The organism is Sphaerochaeta sp. PS (assembly GCF_032144095.1).
Lineage (GTDB): Bacteria > Spirochaetota > Spirochaetia > Sphaerochaetales > Sphaerochaetaceae > Sphaerochaeta.
Genome location: NZ_JAVSNJ010000007.1, coordinates 35,184 through 52,848 on the forward strand (window position 1 = coordinate 35,184; position 17,665 = coordinate 52,848).

Consider the following 17,665-nt stretch of genomic DNA (forward strand, 5'->3'; position numbering starts at 1 on the left):
TCACAAAAACCATCAGTAGGCATATCTGGAATATGGAGAGGTGCTAAGCCTCGACCTAGCATCAATGGTATCAGGTTTCCTAAAAAACCTGCAATAGTGATCACCAAGGCCCTGTTTCTCAGGGAAAACTATATTAGTTAGGGATACTTATTAAGTTAGATAAAACACAATTGAGCCTTGTCTGGCGTATCAGCCAATGGTCCCACAGACACCCAAGGCCTTCTTGATGGTGTCGACTGGGTACTGCTTGAGAGTTCCTTTGCCCTTGTTGCTCTTGGGAAGCAGGACCCTCTCAAAGCCAAGCTCCGAAGCTGCCTTCTCCCGTTTTTCGGAAAAGCCCACGGTACGCACCTCTCCTGCCAGGCTGAGCTCTCCAAAGGAGACCAGGGAAGAGGGGAGGCTCACACCCTTCAGGGCTGACCACAGGGCCAGGGCCAAGGGCAGGTCAATCGATACTTCACTGAGCTTCATCCCCCCCGCCACATTCACATAGATATCCTGGTCGTTCAACCGGATCTGGGCGTGCCGCTCCAATATGGCGGCTATCCTGGTGACCCGAGCCGTATCGATCTTGTCGGAGTAGACACGGGAAAAGCCATTCTTGGAAGGCACGGTCAGGGCCTGGATCTCAACCAGAAAGGTACGGGTCCCTTCGACCACAGCCGTGTAGGCAATGCCGGCAGGGGCGCTCTGCCCTTCCCTATCGGTAATAAAGAACGAGGAGGGGTTTGGCACTGCTGTCAGGCCCTTCTCCCCCATGTGGAAGATACCGATCTCATCAACGGAGCCAAAGCGGTTCTTCGCTGCCCTGATCAGGCGTATGCCACTTCCCACCTGGTCAAAGTACAACACGGTATCGACCAGATGCTCGATGACCTTGGGCCCAGCAAGAACCCCTTCCTTGGTGACGTGGCCTACAAGGAAAAGAGAGATGCCCAACTGCTTGGAGATACCCACCAGCTCGGTAGAACAGAACCTGATCTGGTTGACCGAACCGGCAGGGGAGGCCACCTCCCCGCTGGACAGTGTCTGCAGGGAGTCCACCACAACCACCTGGGGTTTCATCTTCTGTAGCACGGTGACCAGTACCTCGATACGGGTGTCGCAGAAGATGGAAATCTTTGGGAGCGAGAGCCCAAGCCTCTGGGCCCTGAGCTTGACCTGGGAAGGGGACTCCTCCCCTGATACATACAGGACCGACCGGTCGAAGGAACACTTCTCGATCATCTGCAGCATGAGGGTGGACTTGCCTATCCCAGGTTCGCCTCCAAGCAGGATGGAGGAGCCACGCATGACCCCTCCCCCCAATACACGGTCCAGTTCGGAGATACCGCTCTCATACCGAAAGCCAGGCTCGACAACGATCTCATCGAGGGAAAGGGGCTTTGTCTCAGTGGTGATCTGTGCACTCTTGCCACCTGAAGGTTGGGCAGGGGCAACAAGCTCCTCCTCGAAGGAGTTCCAGCTGCCACAGTCGGGACAGCGTCCCAACCATTTGGTCTCTACGCGGCCACACTGGGTACAGACGAACTGCAAAGCCTTGTCTTTCACCGATATCTCCTTATACTGAAAACATTAAAACTTAAGCAACTCTACTTCAAACACGAGATATGAGTCTGGTGGGATGACACCAGGATATCCCATTGAACCATACCCAAGGTCTGGTGGGATGATAAGGGTGCGCTTCTCACCTTTGGTCATGGTCTGTAGAGCCTCATTCCACCCTTCAATGACCTCTCCAACGGAGAACTCTGCAGGAGAACCTCTTTTTACCGAGCTGTCAAAGATGCGTCCATCGAGCAGGGTACCGGTATAATGTACGGTAACCATCTGTCCGAGCTTGGGGGATTTCTTGCCGTCACCCTTTTTCTCAACCACATACCGAAGGCCACTGGGAGTCTCAATTGCTTCAGGCCAGCGATTCTTCAGCTCCTGATCGAGCTTTGCCAGCTTTGAAGCATTCTTGTGTTTCGCCTTCTCTTCAGCTTCTACCACCAGGGTTGTGAATGTTTCACGTGAAACAACAAAGGCTTCTGCCTCACTTCCCTTTCTGATGATCTCCACAGAGGTGAGCTTGTCACCCTGGGCAATTGCATTAACCACATCCTGTGAATCGAGGACATGCCCGAACACCGTGTGCTTTCCATCCAACCAGGGGGTAGCCACATGGGTGATGAAGAACTGGCTTCCATTCGTTGCAGGACCCGAATTGGCCATGGAAAGCTTTCCTGGGCCAGTATGCTTCAAAGAGTCATCAAACTCATCGGGGAATGTATACCCTGGGCCGCCTGTGCCGTTGCCCTTGGGGCATCCACCCTGGATCATGAAGTTCTCAATGACCCTGTGGAAGGTGAGCCCATCGTAGAAAGGCTTATTTTTCCCGTTCACATTCAAGGAACCTTCGACCAGGCCAACAAAGTTGGCGACGGTCATCGGGGTTTTCTTGAATTCCAAGACCAGGGTGATATCACCCTTTGTGGTATGCATGATGGCATAGAGGCCATCTGGCAGGTTCTTTGTATCCATTCGTATCCTATCTCCTAAAACTATACTTCAAACAGATCTTGGCCAGGGGCCAGTAACTGGTACAGTCGTTCCAATTCTTCGCTGGTAGTATAGGGAATTTCCAGTCTTCCCTTCTCCAGAGAACCTTTTACCTCTACCTGAGAACCAACGGCAAGCAGGAACTTGTCCTCCACACCGATGATGTCAGGGCTTTTTGCCAAACTCTTCTTGGCACGTTTTTTCTTTTCCTGATATGCAACCCGCTTGCCCTTGTTGAACTGGGAGGCCAGCTGTTCGGTTGCCCGTACAGAGAGCTCCTTCTCCAACACGGTACGATAGAGGATCTCCCTATCTGCAGGATTGACCACTGACAAGAGTGCCCTTGCCTGCCCGGCGGTAAACTTTCCCGAAAGCAAATCTTGCTGCATGGTACCGGTCAACTGGAGCAACCGTATGCTGTTGCTGATCGTTGACCTATTCTTGCCAACCCTTGTTGCCAATTCCTCCTGGGTTATCCCTGCTTCCTGGATAAGATAGGCATAAGCCTTGGCTTCTTCAATAGGATTGAGGTTTTCCCGCTGGATATTTTCGATAAGGGAGACCTCAAGCCTCTGCATATCGGAGAAATCCTTCACAAGGACAGGTATCGTCTCCAATCCAGCAAGCTTGGAGGCCCGGTAGCGACGCTCTCCCGCAACAATGCTGTATTCACCAGGGGCTATCTCCTCGACAAGGATGGGTTGCAGCACCCCCTGGGTCTTGATGGACTCGGAAAGCTCCTTAAGGCTGGCTTCATTGAATTCCTTACGTGGCTGGCGGGGGTTAGCCCTGACATTTGCCAGAGGCACCTGCAGGACAGAGAGCCCTTCCTGCCTTGCGGTATCCTTAGGGGGGATGCCCAGAGCATTTTCCAAGACGGAGTCAAAAGAGTAGTCTTGCATCAAAGAACCGATACCTTTGCCTAATCCATGTTTTTTACTTAAGTTTTCCGACACGTTTTTCAACCTCCTTGGCTAAAGAACCATATGCCTTGGCCCCGTTACTCCTCCCATCATAGATATTGATGGGTAGCCCATGGGAAGGGGCTTCTGCAAGCCGGATACTCCTGGGGATGATAGTGGAGAAGATCAGGTCAGGAAAATATGAGGAAACATCATCAACAACCTCGGTCGTCAGCTTTGTCCGTTTGATGAACATGGTGAAAAGGATCCCAAGGATCTTCAGGTCGGGGTTCAATGACTTCTTGATATTCCCAATCGTCCTCATCAGGAGGTTAAGCCCTTCCATTGCATAGTATTCGCACTGCATGGGGATGATCACATACTGGGCCCAGGTCATCGCATTGACGGTTACCAGCCCCAAGGATGGGGGACAATCCCCTAGGATATAGTCCCAACTGTCATCCAGCGATTCCAAAGCCCTTTTCAGGAACAGTTCCCTCTCATACTGGGCTACCAATTCAATGTTGAGTCCAGCCATATGGATGTTGCTCGGGATGATAAACAGGTTATCAACCAGGGTCTTTTGGCAAGCATCCTGAGCCGAACACTTTCCTGCAATGACTTCGTACATCCCAAGCCCCCGACCATCGGAACCAATTCCGCTGGTGAGGTTACCCTGTGAATCAAGGTCGAGGATAAGGACTTTTTTTCCCATCTGAGCCAATGCAGAACCAAGGTTAACAACGGTGGTGGTCTTCCCAACTCCGCCTTTCTGGTTCAAAAAGATGATTTTTTTCACACTCATGTTCCTACTATACGGAAATTTGCATCACTTGTCACCTAAAAAGGCTAACTCCTTGACCCTTAGGTCCTGCTATTGTATCTTTAACCTATCCGATGGAGGAAAACTACATGGAAGATAAAGTCAAAAGAGCAATTGAGGACATTAGGCCCTCTTTGCAAAATGACGGAGGCGATATCGAATTCATCAGCTTGACGGGAAATGACGTCACAGTGCGTCTTAAGGGTGCTTGTGCTGGCTGCCCAATGTCCCAGATGACACTCAAGAATGGTGTTGAACGATATCTCAAGAACTTCGTCGATCCTAAAATTACCGTTATAAACGGCACCGAAGCCTAAAGCTCATACTGTTTATACAACTCAAACGTTTCACGTGAAACCAATCCGTGAAACGTTTTTTTATGCCCAGATCCTTTTGTCACCCAGGGGCAAGATTACATTGCTGCCTATGTTTCACGTGAAACTTGTCTCCTCAAAGCCTTAAGCCTCACTACCCTCAGCACCCCCCATGTTTCACGTGAAACCCAAGACACTCTTTCAACACCCACTTACTCAAACCTACAAGTTTTCAGAAAACCTCAACAAGATGTGGACGATCTTGAGATGGGAATATGCCCACTATGTTCAACCTATCAAGCATGTCTAAACAAAGTGGTTGGTTTTTTCACTTTTTTTTTAAGGATTTTCCAAAAGCGCTAAAAACTGCATCCCAATGCATAGAATGCAGGTTTTTTAGAGGTGTTTCTATATAACGATACAGATTTGTTTGGATATTTTGTCTTGCTTTTAGGCAAAAAGAAAGGCCGTTCCAAGAGAGGAACGGCCCGAGTCAAACTACTATACAAATGTTTTTAATCTACGTCAGAAGGAGATTCTTCCACCTCTTCCTGTTCCATTACTGGTACTACACCCTCCAGAAGTTCATCTTCCAGCTCATCCTCGTCATCGCCTTCGTCGCCAGTGGCTGCGATGGCTACGATGGAGTCTTTCTTGCCCTTCATCGTGACAACCCGCACACCACTTGCATTCCGGCCCTGTACCGAGATGTTCTTCACATGGACGCGTAGGGTCTGGCCCATCAGGGTAACACAGACAACATCATTCTCATCGTTGACAGCCAAAGCCCCAACAATGAAATCAGCCTTTCCACCGAGACGGTAGATCCTCTGGCCCTGTGTTCCACGTCCATGGGGGGTGAAACTGTCGAAGGTAACCTGCTTGCCCTGACCATTTTCGGTAACCATCAGGATCCGCTTGGCCTCATCGACCTTCAGCAGCCCGGCTACCTCATCATCATCAAGCAACCTGATACCCCTCACACCACGGGAGGCTCGTCCCATTGCCCTGATATCTGCCTGGGCAAACCGGAGACCCCGTCCCTTTCTGGTGATGAGCATACACTCATCGCCTTCCTGGACCAACTCGCTGTGCAGCAGCTCATCCCCTTCATCAAGGAAGATGGCAATGATGCCGCGCACCCTTGCATTGCGGAAGTTGGAGAGCGATACCTTCTTCACAACGCCTTTTCGTGTGGCCATCATGATGTACTGGTCCTCGCTGAAATCCTTGAAGTTGATGATCGAGGTGATCCTCTCTGTCGTCTCCAGCTGCAGGATATTCTTTACGCTGGTGCCCTTGGCATTCTTTGATGCCTGTGGGATGTCGAAGACCTTGGTAAAGTAGCCCTTTCCAGCATTGGTGACGAACAGCACATACTCATGGGTGGAGGCAACAAACATGTGGTCGATGAAGTCACCATCCTGTAGCTTGGCTGTCTTCGTTCCCTTGCCGGCCCTTCCATGGGTGTCATACTCTTCGGTCGGGATGCGCTTTGCAAATCCCTTGTTGCTGATCAGCACAACGACTTCCTCATTCTTGATGAAGTCTTCCATGGTGCTCTGCCCGATCTCCTCACGGATGATCTTGGTAAGGCGGCGATCCTTAGGTACAAGGGAGGCAGGCAGCGAGCGAACTTCGGTTTCCACAACCTTGAGGATCTTTACCGGGTCTGCAAGCAGTTCCTGGTAATAGGAGATCTTCTGTTCAAGCTCCGCCAACTCATCCAGAATCTTGAAGGACTCCAGATGGCTCAAGCGTCCCAGCTTCATGTCGATGATGGCCTGGGCCTGAATCATATCAAGGCCAAAGCGGACAATGAGGTGCTCTGCAGCAATCGTGTTGTCCTGGGACTCCTTGATGATGCGTATCACTTCGTCGATGTTGTCCAGACCAATCTTCAGACCGCGTAGGATATGGGCCCTCTCCTGGGCCTTTCTCAAATCATATCGGGTCCTGCGGGTCACAACCTCCTGGCGATGCTCGATGTAATGGACGAGCATATCCTTGAGGGTGAGCAGCTGGGGCCTTCCATTGACCAGGGCAAGGTTATTCACATTGAAGTTGGTCTGAAGGGCTGTACGGGCGAAGAGCTGGTTGAGGACAACCATCGGCTCACTTCCCATCTTCAGCTCGACTACAACACGAATACCCTTTCGGTCTGACTCGTCCCTGACTACAGAGATGGAGGGAATTACCGCATCCTTTCTGAGGTCGTCGATCTTCTTGACCAGATCGGCCTTGTTTACCTGGTAGGGGATCTCAGTGAAGATCAGGTGGTCCTGACCGCGATCATTTGTCTCGATCTCATAGCAGGAGCGCATGATGATCTTACCCTTACCGGTGGTAAAGGCATCCTTGATGCCCTGCATGCCACAGATAACTGCGCCAGAGGGGAAGTCTGGGCCCTTGATATGCTCTTCCATCAGCTCATCGATGGTGATGTCCGGGTTCTCAATGACCGCACAGACTGCGTCACAGATCTCCTGCAGGTTGTGGGGGGCCATGTTGGTGGCCATCCCGACTGCGATACCGCTGCTTCCATTTGCAAGCAGGAAAGGAAACGAACCAGGGAGGACCGTCGGCTCTTCCAGGGACTCGTCGTAGTTGGGGCCGAAATCCACCGTCTCCTTCTGGAGGTCCACCAGCATCTCTTCACCGATGCGGCTCATCTTGACTTCTGTGTAACGCATCGCTGCAGCAGGGTCGCCGTCGATGGAACCGAAGTTACCCTGAGGGGTAACCACAGGATATCTCAAGGAGAAATCCTGGGCCAACCGAACCAGGGCATCGTAGACAGATCCGTCACCGTGGGGATGGTACTTACCCAAAACGTCACCAACGATACGTGCACTCTTCTTATAGCTGGAGTTGGCCTTGATGCCCATCTCAAACATGTCATACAAAATTCGCCTGTGCACAGGCTTGAGCCCATCGCGTACATCAGGCAGAGCTCTACTAACAATTACGGACATGGCGTAGTTGAGGTACGAGGTTCGCATCTCCTTGGACACATCCACTGCAATTATTCTGCTTTCGTTTGCTTCTTCCACAATACTATCCTTTCCTAGACATCCAGATTCGATACATAGACGGCATTAGCGTCAATGAAGGCCCTACGGGGCTCAACCTCTTCGCCCATCAGCATGGAGAACACCCTATCGGCTTCCTCTGCATCATGGAGGCAGATCTGGCTGATCATGCGGGACTCGGGATTCATGGTTGTCTCCCAAAGCTGTTCGGGGTTCATCTCACCAAGACCTTTATACCGCTGGATGGATGCCTTGGAAGATTCGCCAATGTTGTTCTCTTCAAGTATCTTTATGCGGGCTTCCTCGTCATATGCATACTCGACCTTCTTGCCGATCGTGATCTTGTACAGGGGAGGCATGGCAAAATAGACATAGCCTGCCTCGATGAGCGGGCGCATATACCTGAAGAAGAAGGTGAGAAGCAGGGTCCTGATATGCGAACCGTCGACGTCGGCGTCGGCCATGATGATGATCTTGTGGTAACGTACCTTGCTGAGGTCGAAGGTGATGCTGTTTTCGCCATCGCTCTCCTGACCCTTTCCGGTGTCGTTGTAGCGTGTGATGCCAGCCCCGATCGTTGAGATGACCGGCTGTAGCTTGTCATTTCCCAGCACCCGGAACTCCTGTGCCTTCTCCACGTTGAGCATCTTCCCCCAGAGGGGTAGGATCGCCTGGAACTTACGGTCACGTCCCTGCTTGGCAGAGCCACCTGCAGAGTCTCCCTCAACGATGAACACCTCACACTTGGCAGGATCCTTTTCTGAGCAGTCGGCAAGCTTGCCCGGCAGGCCGCCACCTTCGCTCTTCTTGCGGATCTGTTCACGAGCCTTGCGTGCAGCAACCCTTCCCAGGGCAGCGCTGATGATCTTGTCGAGGATCTTCTCCGCGATGGCAGGAAATTCATCAAAGTAGTTTCCCAGCTTCTCATAGACCATGGAGTAGACGATGCCCGAGACAGCGGAGTTACCCAACTTCATCTTGGTCTGCCCCTCGAACTGGGGTTCCGGGACCTTGACTGACACGATGGCGGTAAGGCCTTCTGATATATCGCTCTGTTCGAGTTTTTCCTCGTATTTTTTCAAAAGCTTGGGGTTTTTCTGCAACTGTACGTTGATGACCCGGGAAAGACCGGTCCTGAAACCGGTAAGGTGGGTACCACCCTCGCGGGTATTGATGTTGTTGACATAGGAAAGGACCTTCTCATCATACTTGTCGTTGTACTGCATGGCAATCTCGACCTTGATGGAATCCCGTTCACCTTCCACCGCGATGGGAGGGTCGACCAGGACATGCTTGAACTCATTGAGATAGCTGACAAACTGGCTAATGCCACCTTCAGCATGGAAAGTCTTCTCCCGTTTCTCCTCGTCTCGCCTGTCGGTGATGGTGATGGTAATGCCCTTGTTCAAGAACGAGAGCTCACGGAAACGGTTGACCAGGGTCTCAAAGCTAAACGCATTCTGCTCAATAATGGTATAGTCGGGACTGAAGCTCACGATGGTGCCGGTGCGGTCACTGTCGCCTATCTTCGCTACATCAGCCTTAGGGATGCCTTTTGAGTACTGCTGCTTGTAGATGCCTCCATTGGTGTAGACAACCACCTCCAGCCAATCGGAGAGGGCGTTGACACATGAGACACCAACACCATGCAGACCACCGGACACCTTGTAGGAGTTCTTGTCGAACTTTCCGCCGGCATGCAGCTGGGTAAGGGCTATTTCCAGAGAACTCTTGTGCTCGGTAGGATGCATGTCGACAGGGATTCCCCGACCATTGTCCTCAACGGTACAGACATCCATGCCCTGTTCATTCTTGTCTAGAAAAACCTGGATATCGGTACAATACCCTGCCATAGCTTCATCGATGCTATTGTCAACCACCTCGTAGACAAGATGGTGAAGTCCTTCGATGCCAGTGGAACCAATATACATCCCAGGCCTCTTTCGAACAGCCTCAAGCCCCTTAAGGACTTGAATACTCCCGGCAGTATAGGTATTTGTTGAAGCTTCCATAACCGAACCACTGTGGTGTAGTGGCGGTTGGAAGGATCCCTTGTCAAAGCTCCCTTCACTCATTAGTTATATCCTTATGTAATAATAAAAAAAGGCTTACGCCAATCCTTACTGATTATACCAGAAATAGGGCATAGTTGCAAGTATTCCAATAAAAAAGAGACCATTTTTAACTGCTTTTAATGCAATAAATTATCCATCACTGGAGAGAGTAGTTCAAAGAGCCCTTGCAAGCCGATGAACGACAGAGTAAAATGCCCGTATGAGCGACACAAATAGCAACTACTATGAATTCTGGCAGGAGACAATCCTACGCATTAAGGAAACACTGCCGGCACAGGAATATACGACCTGGTTCAATCGTATCGTCTACATCGGTTCCGATGACAAGAAGATCATCCTAGCCGGTGCCAGCCAATTTATTCTCGATACGGTGATAGCCAGATACAGGGATCTGCTGGTCAATACGCTAAGCGAACTGACCGGAGAAGAGATCGCCGTGGATTTCATCGTCAAATCCCTTTCGGAAATCCAGGAGCACAAGAAACAGGACCCAACCACATTTATGGAGCCCCCGTTGGAGGCAAAAGTTGTGCAGCCTTCCAAACCCAGGAATTCCGAAGAGACTACGTTGAAGATCAAGCAGGAGAGCAACCTCAACTACTCCTACAAATTCACCAACTTCGTCATTGGGGACAACAGCACCTTTGCCTACAACGCAAGCCTTGCGATTGCCAAGAACCCAGGGGTGAGCTACAACCCCTGTCTCATCTATGGAGGAGTAGGATTGGGAAAGACCCACCTTCTCAGCTCAATAGGCAACCATATCATCGACAACACCCCAGAACTGAAGGTCATGTACGTTACCGCTGAGATGTTTACCAACGAGTTCATCGACTCGGTCGGTTCCAACAAGATGCAGAGCTTCAAGAACAAGTTCAGGAAGGTTGATGTGCTGCTCATCGACGACATCCACTTCCTCCAGGGCAAGGATGGGACACAGGAGGAGCTGTTCCATACATTCAACAACCTCTACGAGTCGAAGAAGCAGATGGTATTCACCTGTGATAGACCCATCAGCGAGCTAAAGAACATAAGCGACCGACTCAGCTCCAGGTTTGAACGTGGGCTGAATGTCGATCTGCAGCCGCCTTCCTATGAGACCCGGGTCGCGATCCTCAAGAGCAAGACCGAACAGAGGGGCAGTGCAATGAATGAGGACATCATCGACTACATTGCTACCAACGTCTGTACCAATGTCCGAGACCTGGAATCGTCATTGACCAAGCTCATTGCCTATAGCGAGCTGCTCGACCAGGAAATATCCCTGGACAAGGCGAAGGAACTTCTGGGAACCCTTCCCTCCCTTGCAGCCAATGCCAACCAGACTCTCTCCATCGACACGATCATCAAGGTGATCGGCGAGTACTTCAACGTCAGTTCCTTTGAGATAAAGGGGAAGAAGAAAAACAAGAGCCTGATCCAGCCCAGACAGATCGCCATGTACCTATCCAGGGACATAACGGAGTTCTCAACAACAGAAATCGGGACCGAGTTTGGAGGCCGTGACCACACTACCGTCATGCATGCTTACGACAGGATAGAGTCCTTGATGAAAAGCGATGAAGCCTTCACCAATACCGTGCTGAAATTGAAGAGGGACTTAATGAATGTTAAGCGGTAAATGCCTGTGGATACCATATGGATAGGTTGTGGATAACTTTCAAAACCTGTGGATAGCTATATTTGCTTGTGGAGCAAATGTGGATAACTTCAGCAGTTGTCCACAGGATGACAAAACCTAAGAGAAGCTTGTACAATGAATTATTCAGTTATCCACAGAATCCGTGCTATTATTACTATTATTACTATTAAATCTTATACATTAGGAGTTACAGATGAAATTCGTTTGCAGCAAAGATTCGATCCTCAACGAAATCATATATTCAATGGATTTTACGAGTCAGAGAAATTCGCTTTCCGTCACCTCAAACGTCTACTTGGAAACCTTCGATGACCGACTGGTAATCAGAGCAACTGACCAGAAAGTCGGCTTCAGCACAGAGATTGCCGTACAGACCCTGGAGAAGGGAAAAACCATGGTCTACTGTGACAAGTTCCTGAATATCCTGCGCTCCCTTCCCGATAGCGAAATCCAATTCACAGCACAAAGCGGTGTCTTTGCCATAAAACCCGTGAACCAGACAATCGATTTCAAGCTGAGGACCATCAATGCAGAAGAGTTTCCAACCATGGAAAGTATCGGAGACAACTCCTATTTCACCGTTTCACAGAGAAGTTTCAGCGACATGGCCAACCAGACTATCTTTGCCATCAGCGAGGATGAGACACGCTATTTCCTCTGTGGCCTCTATCTTGAGAGAACTGCAACTGGGATGAACATGGTCGGAACCGACGGAAGGAGGCTTTCCATAGTCCAACGGAAATTTGACGAGGACATTCCAGCCTTTTCCCCTGTCATCATCCCTCCAAAGTTCTTTGCCGTGCTGAAGAAACTTTCCACCGAAGAGGGAAGTCTCAATCTTTGCATCACCGAGAACCTCATCTTCGCCCAGATTGCAAACAGGCTTTTCTATTCAACCCTCATCAAGGGCCAGTATCCGAACTACCAAAGAGTAATTCCCGAAAGCCAGAACTACTGCAGCATCATGAGAATCCAGGATATGCTTGATGCACTCAGACGTGTTTCGTTGCTTATCGAGAACAAGGCTAAGCGGATCTATCTGGACATCAGTGAAGCTGGTGTCTTGCTTACCAGTGACGAGAACGAGGTCGGTGAGGCAAAGGAAATCATTCCTTGCAAGTATGAAGGACCCGAAAACAAGGTAGCCCTCAACTTCACCTATCTCATCAACCCCTTGAAGGCCATGGAAGGAGAATATTTCTCCATCAACTTCAGTGAGCCCACCAAGGCAATGACCATCAAAGCGGAGAGTGAGCGTGATTATTACCATGTCATCATGCCCATGCAGCCAAATGCCTGATGGTATTCACTGAGATACAGGCAGTTCAATTCAGAAATCTTTGCCCCGAGGCAGTACCTGTCAACAAACGACAGGTATTTCTCATTGGGTCGAATGGGCAGGGAAAAACCAATTTTCTTGAGGCCATATACACCCTGTGCTATGGCTCTTCATTTCGCTCGGCACAGATGAGGGAACTGGCTCAACATGGCCAGAAAGCCTTCAGGCTGAGTGGAAAGTACCTGGGTGAAGATGGCCTGTTGCACTCGTTGGTGTTGGAATTCCAGGATACCAAACGCAAGGTCCTGCTTGATGGACGGGAGATCAAGGACAGGAAAGAGCTCATATACAACATCCCCTGCATCGTATTCAGCCATGATGATATTGCGTTTGTCAGAGGGGAACCCGAACAGAGAAGAAGGTTCTTCGACCAGACGATGAGCATGTACGATCCCCTCTTCTTCGATGACATGAGACGGTACAGAGGGTTGCTGAAACAACGGAACCTGGCGATCAAGGAGGGACGGCAGAGCCTTCTGGGCTTGTATGATATTCAGCTTGCCAAGTATGGGCTTGCCATCCAGGGTGAGAGGGAAAAGGCTGTAGCCGAGTTTGACCAGATATTTCCTGAAATGTATAGGAAGGTCTCAAACTCAGATCTCAACATCCACCTTGAGTACCAAGGTTCCTGGGGCTCGTTCTCCACCGAGGATGAGATAGTCGACTATCTCGAAGGGACAAGGCAGCGGGACCTGAACATGCAGACCACAACCAGTGGGATCCATCGTGACAGGTTCAACATCACCGTCGATGAAGGGCTTTTTTCGCAGATAGGTTCGACTGGCCAGCTTAGGCTCGCTTCGCTCATTCTCCGTACTGCCCAGATGGACTTCTTCCACAAGAAGAGCGGCAAACAACCGTTGATTCTTGTCGATGACGTGTTGCTTGAGCTTGACCTACCCAAACGGGAGATGTTCCTCTCCCTGATGCAAGGGTACAGCCAGGCATTTTTCACATTTCTTCCCCAGGAGCACTACTTTGCTTCTCTGGCTGGTGAAGATGCTTTGTTGTATGATGTTAGGGAAGGGAGATTCTGCAGGCATGAAGGATAAACGAAATCGTATATGCAAGGACGGTGAACCCATAGAAGGCAAAAAGGTGCTTGATATGGTTCTCAGAAGGCTTGATATACGTCCAGAAAACCCAAAAGCGTCGATCGGGCTCAATTGGCAAGAGATAATTGGTACCAGACTCTATCCACATGTAAAAATAATTGATATAAAGGGGAGTACGCTGGTGCTGAAAGCGGACCACCCTTCGTGGGCCCAGATAACCATGATGCAACAAAAGAAGATACTTGCCCTAGTCCAGAGGAAATACCCATCTCTGGGTGTAAAGTCGCTTCAGATCCTTAGCGTCTAGTTACTTGACCTAAAGAAACTTGCTCTATATACTGCACCACTCGGGGGAGTATCCCTCCGTTTTGATTAGAATACTATCCGCGTAAAGCGATGAAAAATTGGAGAACATCTCATGAGTTACAAAGGAAAAAGGACCTACCAGCCAAGCAGAGTGAAAAGAAATAGAAAATTTGGCTTCCGTGCACGCATGGCAACAGTCGGTGGTAGACTCATACTTGCTCGTAGAAGAGCTAAGGGCAGGCATAAGCTTAGCGTATGTGATGAGAAAAAGCCTTTCTAAGAAAGAAATTGTAAAACGTAAACCGGAGATTGACCAAATTTTCAAAACCGGCAAGACATTCTCTTGCCGAGGTTTGAAGATGCTTGTTAGCCATAATGGCCTTGATTGGAATAGAGTTATAGTTATTCCTGTTCGTCACTACGGGAATTCTGTGCAAAGAAACAGGATCCGTCGTCAGATCAAGGAAATATGGCGCAATGCAAAACCTAGGATGCTCTCAGGTTACGACTTTGCGTTTATCGTATATCCAGGAAAGGTTCCAGACCATGAAATCCAAACGAAGCAACTCATATCTCTTTGTGAACAGGCTGAGGTTTTCCCTCAGCCTTAGGACTATGCTGTAGTCCGACATCGGTTTTTTGTGTAGAACCTTCGAATAATCCTAGTCTTTCCTGTGATTTTCATCTCATGACAAAACCCATCAGGAGTAGATATGGATAAAAATACCATTCTAGCCATTGTCCTTTCCGTTGTAGTCATAACAGTTGGAATGACTTTGCAGACCACGTTCTTCGCACCTTCACCCACAGCTGTCACCCAACAGAGTGCACCAGTAGCTGCGCCTGCTTCTGATACGACATCAGCCTTGGCTCCTGCCCAGAATGCGATGGTGTCTGCCAACCTTGCATGGGGGACCAATCTGCCAGGCTCCCTTGTAGCCGTTGGCGAGAAGGGGACCGCTACCCCCTTCACCTTCAAGACCGACCTTTTTACCATTGAGTTCAATCCTGTCGGTGCCTCCATCTCCTCGTTCAAGCTGAACAAGCACCTGGATAAGGGGCAACCTGTTGAACTGCTCTTCAAGGGTCCTGAGAGCAACAATGCATTCCTCATGTATGCAGGAAATGACAAGTCCAATCCCATCGACGCTACCTTCAGGCACTCCATCCAGGGAAACAAAGTTGTTTTCAGCCAGGATTTTGAGATGCTCAACCAGGATGGGAAGACCACCGGCGATAGCTTTACCCTTACCAAGACCTTTGTCTTTGGGCAAGAGGACTATCTCTTCCAGGTCGATGTCAACCTCAAGAACAGCATAAACAAGTCCATCCCTCTTTCGTTCGAGAACTATGCCTATACCCTAGGGTTCGAGCCTCAGATCGGGCCATCCTTTACCAGCGCTCCCAACAACAACTACAACTATAGGCGCTTCTACGTCAAGGAAGATGGATCCTCCAAGAAAAAGCAGATCAAGATGAACAACGGCCTGTATACCTCGGCCAAGCCCATCTCCTGGGTAGCCCTTGCAGGCAAGTACTTCTCCATGATTGCAATCCCCGATGCAACAGCCTATACGGTAAGCCTCAGCGAAAATACCAATGCCAGCATTCCTATGGAATCGAGCATGTACTTCTCCAGGCCCTCGATTAAGAGTGCATCGCAGACCGATACCTTCCGTTTCTATGCAGGACCCCAGATCAAGAGCTACATGAGCATCTATGATGAAGCATCGCTCAATAGCTTTGGGGTTTCCAACCTGCAACTCGAGCAGGCACTGGACAGCAATACCTGGCTCGGTTGGCTTGAGAACATCCTCAAGGCCATCCTCAACTGGCTCTACAAGCTCATTCCCAACTATGGCGTGGGTATCATCATCCTCACCTTCCTGCTGAAGCTTGCCCTCTATCCTGTCACCAAGAAGGGTATGGAATCCACAGCCAAGATGTCCTCACTCTCTCCCAAGATGGCGGAGATCAAGGAACAGTATCCCGATAACCCGACCAAGCAGAACGAGGAGATCGCTGCCCTCTACAAGAAGGAAAAGATCAATCCGATGGGAGGCTGTCTGCCCATGCTGGTCCAGTTCCCGATCCTCATCGCTTTCTACGGCCTTCTCAACAAGCACTTTGAGCTTCGAGGGGCAATGTTTATCCCAGGCTGGATCCCAGACCTTTCCATGCCTGATACCGTATTCACTTTCCCCTTCACCATTCCTTTTGTAGGAAATGAGTTGCATCTGCTTCCCATCATCTACACTGTCAGCATGATCTTCTCGATGAAGATTACGCAGAATGCCACAACAGCGGGCAGCCAACAGGGCATGATGAAGTTCATGACCTACGGAATGCCGCTGATGTTCTTCTTCGTCCTGTATAGCGCTCCCTCTGGCCTGATACTTTACTGGTCGGTCATGAACGCAATCTCCATCTTCCAGCAGATGTATACAAACCGCAAGAAGAAGGCGGAAAAGGCAGAAGAGGTGGCAAGCAACGTAAGGACCTTCCCCGGCCCTAAAGGAAAGCGAAAATAGCCCTACCAAGAAATTTTAACTTCGGGAGGGTATGCCCTCCCGGAACGGAGTAACATATGATGAAAGAATTCGAAGGAAGAACTGAGCAGGAGGCAATTGCAAAGGCAATTGAAGAGCTGCATATTGAACGTGAAGACTTTGATGTGGAAATTGTCGAACCGGTACGCAAGGGACTTTTCAAGAAAAGCAATGTAAAGATCAGGATTCATTTTGACGAAGACAACAATGGCATGGATAGCGATATCTATGAATCAAGGCCCGGCGATGGCGAAGACATTGCCTTCCCTGTAAACAGTGTCCTGGAACATGACGTTTTGGTCTTCGTGGCAACCATGCTGCAGAAGATGGGATATGAGGGTAAGGTTACCATCAGTTTTCGCAAGGAACGCAAGCTGGGACTCAATATCGAAAGCGAAAACTCCAGCATCATCATTGGCAGGAAGGGCAAGAACCTCGATGCAATCCAGTTGCTTGCGAACGTGTTTGTAGGGAAGACCGAACCAGACCTGAAGATTGTCGTGGATAGTGAAAATTATCGCATGAGGCACGAAGAGCAGCTTATCCGCATGGCGTTCAAGAGTGCCGAACAGGTACGCAAGAGTGGCCGTAGCCGCTTGCTTGAACCTATGAACCCGTACGAGAGAAGACTCGTCCATACTGCCTTGACCGACTTCGGTGGGGTAGAGACGAAGAGTGAGGGTGAAGGGCTGTACAAGCAGATCCGCATCACCAGCCAGCGTGATGGCAATGCCCCGGCGATGCAGTAAGCGGGACAGGATCCAGAACGGATACCGTTTAGCGATAGAATACAATAAGATCTGTAAGGATGAGGGCGATGCTGATAGCATCGCCTTCATTGATGCACCGTGAGGATTGAAAGAATTTTCCCTATTTCGATTGACAAGCAAATGAAACGCGTCTACTGTCAGTAGTGTACAGATAGTACACAAACACTATATGTTGTGTGTATAGAGCAAGGGAAGTTGGGTGTAAAGCCCACGCGGTCCCGCCACTGTGATGGCTTTTGCCTGGAATACCCCAAGCGATCGCCTAAGCCAGGATACTTGCCTATACAGACACGCCGTCACGGAGCATGACAGAG

15 protein-coding genes and 1 riboswitch are annotated in these 17,665 nt (G+C 49.9%); of the genes, 9 read left to right on the forward strand and 6 right to left on the reverse strand.

The features are described 5' to 3' along the window. Positions 1-189 precede the first annotated feature (189 nt). The 4 genes from radA to ROJ03_RS07955 all read right to left on the reverse strand — a co-directional run bounded on the left by radA (position 190) and on the right by ROJ03_RS07955 (position 4,251). Entirely contained in the window at positions 190-1,551 is a 1,362-nt protein-coding gene (gene radA, locus ROJ03_RS07940; protein WP_313726481.1) for a DNA repair protein RadA, read from the reverse strand. Positions 1,552-1,575: 24 nt separating this feature from the next. Then, the gene (locus ROJ03_RS07945) at positions 1,576-2,526 is read right to left on the reverse strand and encodes a peptidylprolyl isomerase (protein ID WP_313726482.1); all 951 of its coding nucleotides are present in this window, start codon (positions 2,524-2,526) and stop codon (positions 1,576-1,578) included. A 20-nt stretch (positions 2,527-2,546) separates the two neighbouring features. After that, entirely contained in the window at positions 2,547-3,419 is an 873-nt protein-coding gene (locus tag ROJ03_RS07950; protein ID WP_313726483.1) for a ParB/RepB/Spo0J family partition protein, read from the reverse strand. A gap of 61 nt (positions 3,420-3,480) precedes the next feature. Continuing rightward, positions 3,481-4,251, reverse strand: coding sequence for a ParA family protein (locus ROJ03_RS07955; RefSeq protein ID WP_313726484.1), 771 nt, complete (start codon positions 4,249-4,251; stop codon positions 3,481-3,483). A 107-nt stretch (positions 4,252-4,358) separates the two neighbouring features. On the opposite strand from ROJ03_RS07955, the gene ROJ03_RS07960 reads away from it, so the two are divergent. Further along, entirely contained in the window at positions 4,359-4,586 is a 228-nt protein-coding gene (locus ROJ03_RS07960) for a NifU family protein (protein WP_313726485.1), read from the forward strand. Between the two features lie 512 nt (positions 4,587-5,098). Here the strand turns inward: ROJ03_RS07960 and gyrA are convergent. Together gyrA and gyrB are read right to left on the reverse strand one after the other, a co-directional pair. Continuing rightward, the gene (gene gyrA / locus ROJ03_RS07965; RefSeq protein WP_313726487.1) at positions 5,099-7,636 is read right to left on the reverse strand and encodes a DNA topoisomerase (ATP-hydrolyzing) subunit A; all 2,538 of its coding nucleotides are present in this window, start codon (positions 7,634-7,636) and stop codon (positions 5,099-5,101) included. 14 nt (positions 7,637-7,650) lie between these two features. Next, positions 7,651-9,690 (reverse strand): DNA topoisomerase (ATP-hydrolyzing) subunit B, encoded by a 2,040-nt coding sequence (gene gyrB, locus ROJ03_RS07970; RefSeq protein ID WP_313726488.1) that lies wholly within the window; start codon positions 9,688-9,690, stop codon positions 7,651-7,653. 199 nt (positions 9,691-9,889) lie between these two features. On the opposite strand from gyrB, the gene dnaA reads away from it, so the two are divergent. The 8 genes from dnaA to jag all read left to right on the forward strand — a co-directional run bounded on the left by dnaA (position 9,890) and on the right by jag (position 17,330). Continuing rightward, positions 9,890-11,311, forward strand: coding sequence for a chromosomal replication initiator protein DnaA (gene dnaA / locus ROJ03_RS07975; RefSeq protein ID WP_313726489.1), 1,422 nt, complete (start codon positions 9,890-9,892; stop codon positions 11,309-11,311). Between the two features lie 214 nt (positions 11,312-11,525). Further along, complete coding sequence (gene dnaN / locus ROJ03_RS07980; RefSeq protein ID WP_313726490.1) at positions 11,526-12,632, forward strand: DNA polymerase III subunit beta; 1,107 nt, start codon at positions 11,526-11,528, stop codon at positions 12,630-12,632. Then, positions 12,632-13,723 (forward strand): DNA replication/repair protein RecF, encoded by a 1,092-nt coding sequence (gene recF, locus ROJ03_RS07985; RefSeq protein ID WP_313726491.1) that lies wholly within the window; start codon positions 12,632-12,634, stop codon positions 13,721-13,723. Before dnaN ends, recF begins: the two co-directional genes overlap by 1 nt. Continuing rightward, the gene (locus ROJ03_RS07990) at positions 13,713-14,033 is read left to right on the forward strand and encodes a DUF721 domain-containing protein (RefSeq protein ID WP_313726492.1); all 321 of its coding nucleotides are present in this window, start codon (positions 13,713-13,715) and stop codon (positions 14,031-14,033) included. Before recF ends, ROJ03_RS07990 begins: the two co-directional genes overlap by 11 nt. Positions 14,034-14,144: 111 nt before the next feature. Beyond that, a complete protein-coding gene (rpmH, locus tag ROJ03_RS07995) occupies positions 14,145-14,312 on the forward strand; it encodes a 50S ribosomal protein L34 (protein WP_313726493.1) in 168 nt (55 codons plus the stop codon). Further along, positions 14,248-14,643 carry a ribonuclease P protein component gene (rnpA, locus tag ROJ03_RS08000; RefSeq protein WP_313726494.1) on the forward strand — a complete coding sequence of 132 codons (396 nt, stop codon included), beginning with the start codon at positions 14,248-14,250 and terminating at the stop codon, positions 14,641-14,643. The genes rpmH and rnpA overlap by 65 nt, the downstream gene beginning before the upstream one ends. Positions 14,644-14,745: 102 nt before the next feature. Further along, complete coding sequence (gene yidC / locus ROJ03_RS08005) at positions 14,746-16,563, forward strand: membrane protein insertase YidC (protein ID WP_313726495.1); 1,818 nt, start codon at positions 14,746-14,748, stop codon at positions 16,561-16,563. Between the two features lie 56 nt (positions 16,564-16,619). Further along, positions 16,620-17,330, forward strand: a complete 711-nt coding sequence (gene jag, locus ROJ03_RS08010; protein ID WP_313726496.1) for an RNA-binding cell elongation regulator Jag/EloR — start codon at positions 16,620-16,622, stop codon at positions 17,328-17,330. 173 nt (positions 17,331-17,503) lie between these two features. Then, a riboswitch (cobalamin riboswitch) is annotated at positions 17,504-17,650 on the forward strand. Positions 17,651-17,665: the final 15 nt, after the last annotated feature.

Coding starts and splice junctions, on each gene's coding strand:
- ROJ03_RS07945 (WP_313726482.1), bottom strand. CDS start 2,526: ATGGATACAAAGAACCTGCCAGATGGCCTCTATGCCATCATGCATACC.
- ROJ03_RS07955 (WP_313726484.1), bottom strand. CDS start 4,251: ATGAGTGTGAAAAAAATCATCTTTTTGAACCAGAAAGGCGGAGTTGGG.
- ROJ03_RS07960 (WP_313726485.1), top strand. CDS start 4,359: ATGGAAGATAAAGTCAAAAGAGCAATTGAGGACATTAGGCCCTCTTTG.
- gyrB (WP_313726488.1), bottom strand. CDS start 9,690: ATGAGTGAAGGGAGCTTTGACAAGGGATCCTTCCAACCGCCACTACAC.
- dnaA (WP_313726489.1), top strand. CDS start 9,890: ATGAGCGACACAAATAGCAACTACTATGAATTCTGGCAGGAGACAATC.
- dnaN (WP_313726490.1), top strand. CDS start 11,526: ATGAAATTCGTTTGCAGCAAAGATTCGATCCTCAACGAAATCATATAT.
- recF (WP_313726491.1), top strand. CDS start 12,632: ATGGTATTCACTGAGATACAGGCAGTTCAATTCAGAAATCTTTGCCCC.
- ROJ03_RS07990 (WP_313726492.1), top strand. CDS start 13,713: ATGAAGGATAAACGAAATCGTATATGCAAGGACGGTGAACCCATAGAA.
- rpmH (WP_313726493.1), top strand. CDS start 14,145: ATGAGTTACAAAGGAAAAAGGACCTACCAGCCAAGCAGAGTGAAAAGA.
- yidC (WP_313726495.1), top strand. CDS start 14,746: ATGGATAAAAATACCATTCTAGCCATTGTCCTTTCCGTTGTAGTCATA.
- jag (WP_313726496.1), top strand. CDS start 16,620: ATGATGAAAGAATTCGAAGGAAGAACTGAGCAGGAGGCAATTGCAAAG.